13 protein-coding genes and 1 pseudogene are annotated in these 13,912 nt (G+C 31.2%); 13 read left to right on the top strand and 1 reads right to left on the bottom strand.

Features of this window, described 5'->3' with window-relative positions; translation table 11 throughout:
• Nucleotides 1-170 precede the first annotated feature (170 nt).
• A complete protein-coding gene (locus tag SH09_RS02120; RefSeq protein ID WP_042737973.1) occupies nt 171-1,361 on the top strand; it encodes a glycine C-acetyltransferase in 1,191 nt (396 codons plus the stop codon).
• Nucleotides 1,362-1,459: 98 nt separating this feature from the next.
• Here SH09_RS02120 and SH09_RS02125 read toward each other — a convergent pair whose 3' ends face one another.
• Nucleotides 1,460-1,921, bottom strand: coding sequence for a hypothetical protein (locus SH09_RS02125; RefSeq protein ID WP_042737974.1), 462 nt, complete (start codon nt 1,919-1,921; stop codon nt 1,460-1,462).
• Nucleotides 1,922-2,189: 268 nt separating this feature from the next.
• Here SH09_RS02125 and SH09_RS02130 point away from each other — a divergent pair, with 268 nt between their 5' ends.
• From SH09_RS02130 to SH09_RS02185, 12 genes and pseudogenes are all read left to right on the top strand, one after another.
• Nucleotides 2,190-2,765 carry a GNAT family N-acetyltransferase gene (locus SH09_RS02130; protein WP_042737975.1) on the top strand — a complete coding sequence of 192 codons (576 nt, stop codon included), beginning with the start codon at nt 2,190-2,192 and terminating at the stop codon, nt 2,763-2,765.
• 22 nt (nt 2,766-2,787) lie between these two features.
• Nucleotides 2,788-3,294: a GNAT family N-acetyltransferase gene (locus tag SH09_RS02135; RefSeq protein WP_042737976.1), complete on the top strand. Its 507-nt coding sequence runs from the start codon at nt 2,788-2,790 to the stop codon at nt 3,292-3,294.
• 231 nt (nt 3,295-3,525) lie between these two features.
• Nucleotides 3,526-4,191 carry a Wzz/FepE/Etk N-terminal domain-containing protein gene (locus SH09_RS02140; protein WP_042737977.1) on the top strand — a complete coding sequence of 222 codons (666 nt, stop codon included), beginning with the start codon at nt 3,526-3,528 and terminating at the stop codon, nt 4,189-4,191.
• A 14-nt stretch (nt 4,192-4,205) separates the two neighbouring features.
• Nucleotides 4,206-4,910 carry a polysaccharide biosynthesis tyrosine autokinase gene (locus tag SH09_RS02145; RefSeq protein ID WP_042737978.1) on the top strand — a complete coding sequence of 235 codons (705 nt, stop codon included), beginning with the start codon at nt 4,206-4,208 and terminating at the stop codon, nt 4,908-4,910.
• Nucleotides 4,903-5,670 carry a tyrosine-protein phosphatase gene (locus SH09_RS02150; RefSeq protein ID WP_042738253.1) on the top strand — a complete coding sequence of 256 codons (768 nt, stop codon included), beginning with the start codon at nt 4,903-4,905 and terminating at the stop codon, nt 5,668-5,670. Before SH09_RS02145 ends, SH09_RS02150 begins: the two co-directional genes overlap by 8 nt.
• A gap of 28 nt (nt 5,671-5,698) precedes the next feature.
• Nucleotides 5,699-7,513, top strand: a pseudogene (locus SH09_RS02155) (polysaccharide biosynthesis protein).
• Nucleotides 7,503-8,696 carry an MATE family efflux transporter gene (locus tag SH09_RS02160; RefSeq protein ID WP_042737979.1) on the top strand — a complete coding sequence of 398 codons (1,194 nt, stop codon included), beginning with the start codon at nt 7,503-7,505 and terminating at the stop codon, nt 8,694-8,696. The pseudogene SH09_RS02155 and the gene SH09_RS02160 overlap by 11 nt, the downstream one beginning before the upstream one ends.
• Nucleotides 8,686-9,903: a glycosyltransferase family protein gene (locus SH09_RS02165; protein WP_042737980.1), complete on the top strand. Its 1,218-nt coding sequence runs from the start codon at nt 8,686-8,688 to the stop codon at nt 9,901-9,903. The genes SH09_RS02160 and SH09_RS02165 overlap by 11 nt, the downstream gene beginning before the upstream one ends.
• Complete coding sequence (locus tag SH09_RS02170) at nt 9,893-10,450, top strand: acyltransferase (protein ID WP_042737981.1); 558 nt, start codon at nt 9,893-9,895, stop codon at nt 10,448-10,450. The genes SH09_RS02165 and SH09_RS02170 overlap by 11 nt, the downstream gene beginning before the upstream one ends.
• A gap of 3 nt (nt 10,451-10,453) precedes the next feature.
• Nucleotides 10,454-11,455: an NAD-dependent epimerase gene (locus SH09_RS02175; RefSeq protein ID WP_042737982.1), complete on the top strand. Its 1,002-nt coding sequence runs from the start codon at nt 10,454-10,456 to the stop codon at nt 11,453-11,455.
• A 19-nt stretch (nt 11,456-11,474) separates the two neighbouring features.
• Entirely contained in the window at nt 11,475-12,749 is a 1,275-nt protein-coding gene (locus SH09_RS02180; protein ID WP_042737983.1) for a nucleotide sugar dehydrogenase, read from the top strand.
• 2 nt (nt 12,750-12,751) lie between these two features.
• The gene (locus tag SH09_RS02185) at nt 12,752-13,897 is read left to right on the top strand and encodes a glycosyltransferase family 4 protein (protein WP_052495402.1); all 1,146 of its coding nucleotides are present in this window, start codon (nt 12,752-12,754) and stop codon (nt 13,895-13,897) included.
• Nucleotides 13,898-13,912 lie beyond the last annotated feature (15 nt).

Here is a 13,912-nt window from a genome sequence, read left to right on the forward strand (position 1 = left end):
TAACTTTTTATCTAGTATACCATTTCAACACGATAATCCATAGGTACAATTAATTAATGTAAAGTATATTGCTTAAAACACAGTTGTCGTGGGCATTGTTCTACTTCCCTCAAACTTTAAAATAGGTTATGATTAACTTAACACAAAGACAATTCAAAGGGGGACTTGCAGTGGTACAGTCACTACATGGCTTTTTAGATGAAAATATTCAGTATTTGAAAGATAACGGTTTGTATAATGAAATTGATACAATTGAAGGTGCAAATGGACCTGAAATTAAGATCAACGGGAAATCATATATTAACTTGTCTTCAAATAACTATTTAGGACTAGCAACAGACGCAGATTTGAAACAAGCGGCAAAGGATGCAATTGATACACATGGTGTTGGTGCAGGTGCAGTGCGTTCAATCAACGGTACGTTGGATTTACATGATGAGCTAGAAACAACGTTAGCTAAGTTTAAAGGTACAGAAGCTGCAGTTGCGTACCAATCAGGATTTAACTGTAATATGGCAGCAATCTCTGCTGTTATGAATAAAAATGACGCGATTTTATCGGATGAATTAAACCATGCTTCTATTATTGATGGTTGTCGTTTATCTAAGGCAAAGATTATCCGCGTTAATCATTCAGATATGGATGATTTAAGAGCTAAAGCAAAAGAAGCAGTCGAATCTGGTCAATATAATAAAGTAATGTATATTACTGATGGTGTGTTTAGTATGGATGGCGATGTTGCAAAATTGCCAGAAATTGTGGAAATTGCTGAAGAATTCGGCTTGATTACTTATGTTGATGATGCACATGGTTCTGGTGTAATGGGTAACGGTGCTGGTACTGTGAAACACTTTGGTTTACAAGATAAGATTGACTTCCAAATTGGTACATTATCAAAGGCTATTGGTGTAGTCGGTGGTTATGTTGCTGGGACACAATCGCTTATTGATTGGTTGAAAGCTCAATCAAGACCATTCTTATTCTCAACATCATTAGCTCCTGGAGACACGAAAGCAATTACTGAAGCTGTGAAGAAGTTAATGGCGTCAACTGAATTACATGATAAACTTTGGGATAATGGAAATTATCTAAAAGCAGGATTGAAGGAATTAGGCTTTAATATCGGGGATTCTGAAACGCCTATTACACCTGTTATTATCGGTGATGAAAAGGAAACACAAGCATTCAGTAGTCGTTTGAAAGAAGAAGGCGTATATGTTAAATCAATTGTCTTCCCAACTGTTCCTAAAGGCACTGGACGTGTACGTAACATGCCAACAGCTGCCCATACAAAGGAAATGCTAGATGATGCATTAGCTGCATTTGAAAAGGTAGGCAAAGAAATCGGTATTATTAAATAATATAGTCAATTTACAGTAAGATTGACTTAATATCATGTCTCAATGAAAGAAGCAACTTGTACATCACATTTTAGATGTTGCAAGTTGCTTTTTAGCTACTATTTATATTTATCATAGATCGCTTTGTTTTTTTCTAGTAATTCTTCACGGCGTTGCTTATTTTGTAAGAATGGGATAGCAAACCATAAAATATGCAACATACTGGCCAAAATAATCAAAATAATCGGTATAAATATTTCAATAATACTTATATCTACGATAAATGAAACAATTACAAATGCTGTAATAGATGGTAAAGCGGAAACAACAACTACAGTGAGTAGTACAAATTGTAATACTTGTGTAGCAGTCGTACTAAATATATCTAGTATCAATATACCAATATAGAATAACGTAATAATGGCTAGTAGCGTAATAACCCATCCTGCTGAAATACCATTTTGATTTTCAATATATTTTTGATAAGGCGTCAACATAGGTAAAATAAATAAAAACATCGTAGATAACCAAGATAATATGCCGAAAAACACGAAAAATATTTTAGATGTATTACTGTTCATAAGTAACACCCTCCTTTATCTACCAACCACATGTATACAATTTAAGCGACAGTCGTTGTATGCTAAAGGGACATTTTTTGTGCAAATCATGTTTGCGTTTTCATTATATTATATACCCAAAATATAAAATTTTAACGCAAATAAAGTGCTTAGATAGCTTTATTTCTCTTTGCGTATCAGATGTATTATGATAGGTATAAAGTCATTATCATTAATTTGGATAATTGAACGTAATTACACTATAAAATTAGATAAAGGTTGTTAATCATTGAAACAAAATTTAAGGTTGCAATTCAGTACTCAACGGCTTATCATAAGACCGTTGGAAGAAAATGACTATGAAATTTGGCTTTCTGGATTTATAAATCGTAAACCATCACAACATCAATTTGATGAGGGACAAGTTGATATGTCTGATGCGACTCAACCCTGGTTTACTGAGTTGGTTGAACGTCAACGCCAGGCGAGAAATGCTGATGATTTATATATTTTTGCAATTTTCGATAAGGTGAGTGCTGCTCATATTGGCATGCTAGATTTGAAGAATTTGAGTAGAGATGCATTTCAATGGGCAGAGATTGGTTATTTTATTCATAATCAATATTGGCGTCAAGGCTATGCCTTTGAAGCGATATCGGAATTAATTAAACAAGCTAAAGATAATTTTAAGTTTCACCGACTAGAAGCACATATTGATATTGGAAATAAACCATCGCAACATTTAATTGAAAAGCTAGGATTTCACTATGAATGTTTAAGAAAGGGATTTATTTTCCAAGATGGCGCATGGACGGATCAATACGTTTATTATCAGAATTTACACGATGATCCAATAAATATTTAAGGAAATAGAAAGGAGCGTTGACATGATGGAATTTAGAGAGTTAACAATGAGTGATGAATCTTTGTATTGTGATTATATGAGTGAATGGATTGACCATGACGAACAAGTTGTGCCAGCAGCAACGAATATTGTTAAATATGATAACTTTGAGACATTAGTTCATGAGTTGGCAGATAATAAATCACGTAATTCAGAAATTGATAATACGACCTTATTTTTGATTGATGAAAATGAAATCATTGGAGCAGCAAATATTCGTCATGATTTAAACGATCACTTGAAGCGTGTTGGCGGTCATATTGGATATGGAGTACGTAAGAAACATCGTGGTAAAGGGTATGGAAATAAGATATTAAAGAAATCATTAGATTATTTGTCACGTATTGGTGTTCAAGAAGCATTAGTGACATGCGACGAATCCAATAAAGCGTCTGCTGCTGTGATAAAGCATAATGGTGGCGAAGAAATTGAACCTGCATTGTTAGATGATGGGACAGTCATACGTCGATTTCAAATTGAAATTAGTTAAGGTCATTCTTACTATATAAAATAATTTACTCAAGCCTTTTGGCATAAATGCAAAACTGTGTTTATGTTGAAAGGCTTTTTTTGGGCCTTTTTTATAGATGTATAGATATTAATAATATTTTAAAGTTTTGTAAAATTAATTAATGCAAATTAATCAATGTACAAAAGACTATTGTGCAAAACAGAAATGTTTGGTTTAATAGAATTAAATTTTGTTTTTTGGGAGGTTTATATGGAAAATACATTTGATTTATCTAAAATCACACGTATTATCAAAAAGAATTTAAAGTTACTTATCTTGTTACCATTAATTTGTTTAATAGTTAGTGCTATTATTACTTTCTTTTTTATGACGCCTAAATATCAAGCAACCACTCAGGTTCTTGTTAATGAAAAAAATAAAGATCAACAAATGATGGCTCAAGAAGTACAAAGTAACATAGAGCTTGTTAATACATATTCTGAAATCATCAAGAGTCCACGAATTATAGATAAGGTTTCTAAGTCTGTAAAACATCAATATTCAGCAAGTGAAATTTCTAGTATGTTAACTGTTACAAATCAAGATCGATCTCAAATACTAGAAATAGGGGTTACAAGTAATAGTAGGAGAGATTCTGAAATTGTAGCTAATAAAATTGCAAAAGTATTTAGTAAAGAAGTACCAGATATTATGAGTGTCGATAATGTATCTATTTTATCTAGTGCAGATGGCACTGCATCAAAAGTTGAACCGAAGACAATCGTTAATTTAGGTCTTGGATTATTAGCAGGATTATTCATTGCATTTTTAATTATTATATTTAAAGAACTATTCGATAAACGTATTCGTACCGAAGAACAGGTGAAAGAAGAGTTTAATATTCCAGTATTAGGATCAATTCAAAAATTTGAATAAGAAAGGAATTTATTATGGCAAAGAAGAATAAGGGTGCATCAAAAATATCGCCACTTTTTACGTATGACAAACCAAAGTCCATTATAAGTGAGAAATTCAGAGGTATCCGTTCGAATATTATGTTTTCAAATGCAGATAAAGAAATCAGTAGCATATTGATTACTTCAGAAAAGGCTTCATCTGGTAAAAGTACCATTTCTGCAAATATTGCAATTACATATGCTCAAGCTGGTTATAGAACCTTAATTATTGACGGAGACATGCGTAGAGCAACTCAACATTATGTATTCAATTTAACTAACAATAGTGGTCTTTCAAATTTGATTATTGGTAAAACACTAGAAATAGATGCAATTAAAGAGACACATATTGAAAACCTTGACGTATTAACTTCAGGCCCGGTACCACCAAACCCGTCAGAATTGATAACAACTAGAAAGTTCCGTGAATTATATCAAAAATTAGCTACTGAATATGACTTTATCATTATTGATACACCACCAGTTAATACAGTGACTGATGCACAATTATATGCACAAATTGTGAGAGATTGCATTCTAGTTATTGATAGTGAAAAAAGTGATAAAAATGAAGTTAAAAAGGCAAAAGAACTCATTGAACAATCAAACGGCAAAGTTATTGGTGCAGTTTTAAACAAAGCAGCTAAAGATAATTCTTCAAGTTATTACAACTATTATGGGGATGGAAATGATGATTGATATACATAACCATATTTTATATGGCATCGATGATGGACCAAAATCACTTGAAGATGCCATTGAACTTATTAGACAGGCAATATCAGAGGGTGTAACAGGTATTGTGGCAACTCCACATCATTTACACCCTAACTTTTCAAATGATATCAATAGTATTCAAGAAAAGCTTATTGTATTGGATACTGCACTGAAACATCAAGAGTTGAATATTGATTTATATTATGGACAAGAAATTAGGATTACTGATCAAATTTTAACAGATATTGAAGCAGGAAAAATAACAGGAATAAATGGGTCAAATTATTTATTAATTGAGTTTCCTTCAAATGAAGTACCAGTTTATACGAATAAATTATTTTATGAAATTCAAACAATGGGATACATACCAATCATCGCGCATCCAGAGAGAAACAAAGCTATTGTACAAGATTTGGATGTGCTTTTTGAGTTGGTCGATGGTGGTGCTTTGGCGCAATTGACCTCTGGGTCGTTAGCAGGCGATTCTGGAAAGAATATTAAAAAGACTTCGCTCAAAATGATTGAAAATGACTTAGTCCATTTTATAGCATCAGATGCGCATAATGTTCACCAACGGCCATTTTTAATGAATACATTATTGCAAGATAAAAGTTTGAAAAATTACAGAGATGAAATAGAAGGCTATTTTGTCAATGCTGAAAAATTGATTAAGAATGAAAAGATTATAAAAGGACGTCCAACTAAAGATTATAAACAAAAGAAATGGTTTGGTATTTTTTAGAATAAATTATAGTGAATGAGGGGATTAGGTGACACATCTTTCTATCAGAGTGCGATTAATGTTGCTCATATTTATAGATTCATTAATCGTAACATTTTCAGTGTTTTTGGGTTATTTAATTTTAGAACCGTTTTTTGAGAGTTATTCAATAAGGATTTTGATCATTTCTGCAATTAGTTTATTAATATTCCATCATCTCTTTGCAGCAATATTTAATTTATATCATCGAGCATGGGAATATGCGAGTGTCAGCGAATTGCTACTTGTTGTTCAATCTGTTACTTGCTCTATATTAGCAACAATTGTTGTTGTACCACTAATTACATGGCAAGCACCATTCTTAAGATTGTATTTTATTACGTGGATGATGCACATCATACTAATTGGGGGATCAAGAATATTTTGGAGAGTTTATAGAAAATATGTAGTAGGTAAGGCAGTTAAGAAAAAACCAACATTAATTGTTGGTGCAGGTCAGGGCGGTTCATTACTAATTAGACAAATGTTAAGAAGTCCAAATATGGGCATGTAACCTGTACTGGCAGTTGACGATGATATTAATAAGCAAAAAATTGTAATTACTGAAGGTGTGAAAGTTCAAGGATACATAAAGGACGTACCACATTTAGTAAACAAGTATAAAATCAAAAAAATTATTATAGCAATACCTACTTTATCATCAGGTCGAATGAAGGAAATTAATGATATTTGTAATATTGAAGGCGTTGAAATCTTTAAAATGCCTAATATTGATGATGTACTTTCAGGTGCACTTGAAGTTAATCAATTAAAGAAAGTCAAAATTGAGGACTTACTTGGTAGAGAACCTGTAGAGCTGGATATGGCTATGATATCAAGACAATTGACGAATCAAACCATTTTAGTAACGGGCGCAGGTGGTTCCATTGGATCAGAAATTTGTCGACAGGTATGTAAGTTTAATCCAAAGCGCATTATCTTATTAGGCCACGGTGAAAATAGTATTTACTTGATACATCAGGAATTAACAAAAAAATATAAAGATCAAATTGATATTGTACCAGTAATAGCAGATATTCAAAATAAGCAAAGAATGTTAGAAGTTATGCAAGAACATAAACCATATGCGGTATACCACGCGGCAGCGCATAAACATGTACCGTTGATGGAATATAACCCTAAAGAAGCTATTAGAAATAATATATTAGGAACAAAAAATACAGCAGAATCTGCAAGGGAAGCTAACGTAAATAAATTTGTAATGATTTCGACTGACAAAGCAGTTAATCCACCAAACGTAATGGGTGCTACTAAACGTGTAGCTGAGATGATTATTCAAAGTTTAAATGATGAATCAAGTAAGACAAGCTTTGTAGCAGTACGTTTTGGCAATGTACTGGGTTCAAGAGGATCAGTGATTCCATTGTTTAAGAAACAAATTGAAGCGGGAGGACCTGTTACTGTTACACATCCTGATATGACGCGTTACTTTATGACGATACCTGAAGCTTCTAGATTGGTATTACAAGCTGGTGCCTTAGCAAAAGGTGGAGAAATATTTGTATTAGACATGGGTGAACCAGTGAAAATTGTAGATTTAGCTAAAAATTTAATCCATCTAAGTGGTAAAAAAGAAGAAGATATTGGAATTGAATTCTCGGGAGTGAGACCAGGAGAGAAATTATTTGAAGAACTACTTAACGAAGATGAAATACATCCTGATCAAGTATATGAAAAAATTTATAGAGGTAAATCGAAAGTATATACCAATAGCGAGTTATTGCTAAAAGTCAATAGAATAACAAATGGAGAAATAGACGTTGTAGACTTTGTAAATCGGAGTGATAGTTACTTTGAAGCATAATTTTTTAGTATACCTTCTAGGGAATATTGTCTTCGGCTTTATGCAATGGATAGTTATTTTATTGATTTTAAAACTAGGTACACAAAATGATTTAGGTGCATACACATATGGTGTGGCATTAATTGCTCCATTAGTATTATTGCTATCTTTTGGATTTAATACATTGATTGTCACAACGGATGAATTCAAAAGAGAACGTTATTTTAAAGCAAGATTCATTATGTCTGTTCTTATTTTACTTATCTATATGATTATTATCATGCTTTTTACAAGCATAAATTCAAATCAGTACCTTTTACTATTTATGGTTGGATTAAGTAAAGTTGCTGAAAATTTATTAGATATTAATTTTGCTTATTATATAAAAGAACAAAAGCACAGATTTGTTGGATATTTCAAACTTGGATTATCTTTTTTACAAATGGGGTTAATTATAGCTTTATATTATACAATAGGAAATTTAGTTTTACCTTTTACTATATACAGTCTACTAACAATAGTTTGCTTCTTTATTATTAATAAACAGGCATTTGTTTTAGAAAAACTAAACATAAGTGAATATAAAAAGTTAATTTCATTGGGTATTCCATTATCCATTACATTATTTTTATCATCATTAAACACCAATATACCAAAGTATGTCTTAGAATATGCTTCAAGTATTGCAGCAGTTGGTATATTTAGTAGTATTTTAACAATTTATTCTACGGGTAATACGTTCTTCTTTTCAATATATAACTACGTGTTACCCAAGACTGTTGAAAATAAATTTAATTTTAGTTACTTGAAAAAATTGCTGGTTGGAATTATTATAGGTGGCATTTTTTCATACGTTATTGTGATTATTGTCAGTTTTACTATTCTAGATAACATTATAGTTATTATGTTTAATCAAAAGTTTTTAGCTTATAAATTACAAATTTTAATTATTATTTTCAGTGCAATATTAGTTTATATGAGTATTCTATTTGACCTTTATATCAATGCACATAATAAATATAAATATAACACTAGAATACAGGTGATAAGCGTAGTCATCGTCTTATTATCAAGTTTGATACTGATTAATTTATTTGGAATTTTAGGCGCAACATATACATTCACTATTTTTGCAATTTCCATATTTGTTATGAAATTGATCTTGAGTCTTAAAATAATCAAAGGAGTAAAAAATGAAATTTAAGAAAGAGCTCTTATTAATCATCCCCTTAATTTTATTATTTGCTTTAGCGCTTTGGTATGGGTGGTTAAACATATTTTTAATTGTGATTATAAATCTATTAATCTTAATGTATTTGTTAATTAGTAAGTTAAATATAAAACTATTTTTATTAATTATAATTCAATGGTTGATTTATCTTACAGCATTAATTACTCACAAATACTTTATTGAACTGCCTGGTTCTGGTAACGATGATGTCAGATTTGAAAAGTTGGCCATAGGCTATTATAACCATTTGGCATTAAACATGAATGTGAATGTATTTCAAAGCTCGACTGCCTATTCTAAATTGCTATCCTTTGTTTATTTTCTAGGCAAACCTTTTGAAATTTTGCCTGGATTAGTCAATATCACCGTACATACAATTTGTGTTATTTTGTTATACAAAATTGTTGTGAATGTATTTGGAAATCAAAAAGTAGCAATTATTAGTTCATATTTATTTGTTTTATATCCACTGACACTTATTAACACTGTTATTACTTTAAGAGAGATATATGTAATATTATTTGTCTTAATTTTTACCTTAGCAATTTTAAAATATCATGATAGCAAAAGGATTTTATATCTATTTATCAGTATATTGGCGATTGTTTTAGGTAGCGTTTTCCATGTGGGTATGGTAGGACTTCTAGCTGTACTAGGTGTTTATTTTTGTTTGTTTTCAAAACAGAATTTCTTATTTAAGTCGATAGTAGTTATCGTATCGCTTTTGGCACTTCTACTATTTATTACAAAAACAGACAATACAAAAATACAGAATAGTCTTGGTACAGGAGAAACAGTGGAAGTAAATGAGATGACAGGTTCAAGAGCTGACTACATTAGTCCTGCTGAAAGGGGCGGATTGAGTACTAAAGTTAAGCAAGAAGTATTCTTTGCCTTCAAACCGTTTCCGTGGGAAATAAGAACTGCCTCCGATATGATTGGATTTATTAATATTCTGTTAATAGTTATCTCATTTATTTTAGGTATTAAAATTTATAGGAAAACTAAGAACCAAAAAGTCTTAATCATCTTAATTATTGTGGCATTATCATTTATGGTGTTCGCTTTAGGTACCTATAACTATGGTTCTGCATTAAGACATCGCGATAAAACATCATTATTACTGATTATGTTTATCTGCCAATATTATTTTGGGAGGAAAAAATTAAATGAACAATAAAATTTATACTTTAATGAAGAAATTTAGCAAAATTTTACGTTTTTTCCCATATAGGTTAAGGACTTCGTTATATGAAATAAATACGAGGACTAATTTTAAAATTCAACTTGCAATACGTTATATCATTTTGGCTAGTATAGCAAAACAAATTGGGAATAATGTGTATATTGGTAAAAATGTAAGCCTTAAAAATATGAAAAATACGATTATTGGAGATAACGTAAGTATCCATGACATGTGCTATATAGATGGCTATGGAGGACTAGAAATTGGGGATAATGTATCTATAGCGCACAGTTCTACATTAATTACAACGAACCATACATGGAACGACACTACAATACCAATTAAATATAATGAGGTATCTAAAGGGAAAATTGTTATTAAAGATGATGTTTGGATTGGTTGTGGGGTCAGAGTTTTAAGTAATGTGACTATCAAACAAAGATCTGTTGTGGCAGCAGGTTCGATTGTTGTGAAAGATTTGGAATCTGGATGGTTAGGTGCAGGTGTACCAATGAAAAAGATTAAAAAATTGGAGGAATAATTTATGAAAATATTAATAACAGGTGCTGCTGGGTTTATAGGCTCTCATTTAGCTAAAAAGTTAATTGCACAACATCATGAAGTTATGGGTGTAGACAATATAAATGACTACTATTCTGTGTCGTTGAAAGAAGATAGATTAAAGTCAATAGGCGATAATAACTTTACATTTTTTAAATTGAACTTAGAAGATTATGAAGACTTGAAGGAAGTATTTATTAAAGAACAGCCAGAAGTCGTAGTTAATTTAGCTGCACAAGCAGGGGTTAGATATAGCTTAGAAAACCCAAGAGCATACATTGATGCAAATGTAGTAGGGTTTATGAATATACTTGAATGTTCAAGACACTTTGACGTGAAACATTTAATTTATGCATCTTCAAGTTCAGTATATGGTGCGAATACATCTAAACCATTTAGTACATCAGACAATATTGACCATCCATTAAGTTTATACGCTGCAACGAAGAAATCAAATGAACTTATGGCCCATACATATAGTCACTTGTATCAGTTACCAACAACAGGATTAAGATTCTTTACAGTTTATGGACCATGGGGTAGACCTGATATGGCATTATTTAAATTTACTAAAGCGATTGTAAATGATGAAGCTATTGATGTGTACAATCATGGAAATATGATGCGTGATTTTACCTATGTGGACGATATCGTGGAAGCAATTAGTAGACTTATCGAGAAACCAGCTGAACCAAACCCAGAATGGTCAGGAGCTAATCCAGATCCATCTTCATCATATGCACCATACAAAGTATATAATATCGGAAATAACAGTCCAGTGAGATTAATGGAATTTGTTGAAGCTATTGAAAATAAATTAGGTAAAACTGCTAAAAAGAATTATATGGATTTACAAGCAGGTGATGTACCTGAAACTTATGCTAATGTCGATGATTTATACAATAATATTGATTTTAAACCAGAAACATCAATACAAGATGGCGTTAACAAATTTATTGATTGGTATTTAAATTATTACAAATAAAATAAGGGAGAAATCATTAATGGATAGAAATATAGCTGTTGTAGGTTTAGGATATGTTGGTTTACCAGTTGCAGTATCATTTGGGAATAAACACAAGGTTATCGGTTTTGATATTAATGAAGGTAGAATAAGCGAATTAAAAAATAATTATGATAGAACGAATGAGGTAACAACTGAAAAACTTGAAGCTTCAAATGTAGAATATACTTCAGATAGAGATAAATTAAGTGAGTCAGATTTTATTATTGTGGCTGTTCCAACGCCAATTGATAAACATAATAAGCCAAACTTAACACCACTGATTAAAGCAAGTGAAACAGTTGGTAGTGCATTAAAAAAAGGCTCTATTATTGTTTATGAATCAACAGTTTATCCTGGGGCAACTGAAGAAGAGTGTGTCCCTGTCTTAGAGAAATTTTCAGGACTAGAATGTGGAAAGGATTTCTTTATTGGCTATTCACCTGAGCGAATTAATCCTGGTGATAAAGAACATACATTTGAAACAATTACAAAAGTTGTATCTGGTCAAACTCCAGAAGTCCTAGAAATTGTAGCTGAAGTATATGACTCAGTAGTTAAAGCGGGTGTTTACAAAGCTTCATCAATTAAAGTCGCAGAGGCTGCAAAGGTAATTGAAAATACACAGAGAGATGTAAATATTGCATTAATGAATGAATTAGCAATTATTTTTGATAAATTAAACATTGATACGAACGAAGTATTAAAAGCCTCAGGTACGAAATGGAACTTCTTAAACTTTAAGCCTGGATTAGTAGGTGGGCATTGTATAGGAGTTGATCCATATTATTTAACTCATAAGGCACAAGAGGTAGGACATCATCCAGAAGTAATACTTTCAGGTAGAAGAATTAATGATAATATGGCAAAGCATATAGCTTCTAATGTTATAAAAGAGATGTTAAAACATGGAATGGAAGTTCAAAATGCCAGTGTTAATGTTTTAGGATTAACATTTAAGGAAAACTGTCCTGACTTAAGAAATACAAAAGTGATTCATATTATTGAAGAATTAGCATCGTATGGTTTGGAAATTAAGGTTAACGATGTAGAAGCCGATAAAAAAGAAGCTAAAGATATCTTTGATATTGACCTTAAAGATAAGGAACAAATGTCAAAAGCAGATGTGTTAATTTTCGCAGTCTCGCATAAAGAATATTTGGAAAATAAGTCTGAGTATATAAATTTAGTACAAGAAAATGGTGTAATATTTGATATTAAAGGAGTAATATCTGATAAGGATATAAACGAAAGTCAAAGACTTTGGAGGCTATAGTGATGAAAATTGTCCAAATTGCAGCTATAGAAATGACACATTTGAAGTTATTAAAGGCACTGAATGAAACAAGCGTACGTGAAGGTCATGAAGTGCATTGCATTAGTACTATGGGGGAACAACAAGATGAACTCGAAAAGCAAGGTGTGCATGTTCATAATATAAATATTGATAGAAAAATCAGTCCTGTGAATAACTTGAAATCTATTTTAAAGATGGTCAAATTATTTAGACAAATTAAGCCTGATATTGTGCATGTTCACACACCTGTTGCAGCAGTGTTGGGTAGGATTGCAGCTAAATTAGCTCGTGTAAAAACAATAATATATACTGCACATGGTTTTTACTTCCATGATGAAATGAATACAGTCCAATATAAAGTGTATTTTAATATCGAAAAATGGATTGGCAAATTAGCGACAGATTATATTTTTACTCAAAGTGTTGAAGATTATGAAGTGGCTAAAAAGAATAATTTTTTACTTGAATCAAAACATAATAATTATTTGCACATCAGTAACGGTATAGATATCGATAATAAATTTAATTATGATGTTGTAACTTCAAAAGATTTATCACATTTAAGAAATAACTTAAATATTTCACATGAAGATATTGTGGTTTCATTTATTGGAAGGTTAGTTAAAGAAAAAGGTATTTTAGATTTATTAAATTCATATGAAAAACTGACTTCAAAAAATGTTAAATATATAATTATTGGTGACTTGCCTGATGGTGAAAGGGATACAGAGACAATTCATTTAATTGAAAAATTTAAACAAAATAAAAACATCACTTTCACTGGTCAAATATCCAATATAAATGAATATTTAGCAATTAGTGATATTTACTGTTTACCATCATATAGAGAAGGCATGCCACGATCAATTATTGAGGCTATGGCAATGAAAAATGCCGTGATTGCTACAAATATTAGAGGTTCTAGAGAAGAAGTGGTCGATGGAGAAACCGGTTATATCGTTCCCTTAAATGCACCAAAGTTTATTGCAAATAAAATTGATATTTTGGCAAATGATGCAGCAGAATTAAGCCGATTTAAAAATGCGGGATATCAACGCGCGAAAGATTTATATGATGAAAAAAATGTGGTGGAAAAACAATTATTCGTTTTTGATGCTAACAAATAGTTTGAGGGTGAGTGC

The organism is Staphylococcus gallinarum (assembly GCF_000875895.1).
In the GTDB taxonomy this organism is placed as follows: Bacteria; Bacillota; Bacilli; order Staphylococcales; family Staphylococcaceae; genus Staphylococcus; species Staphylococcus gallinarum.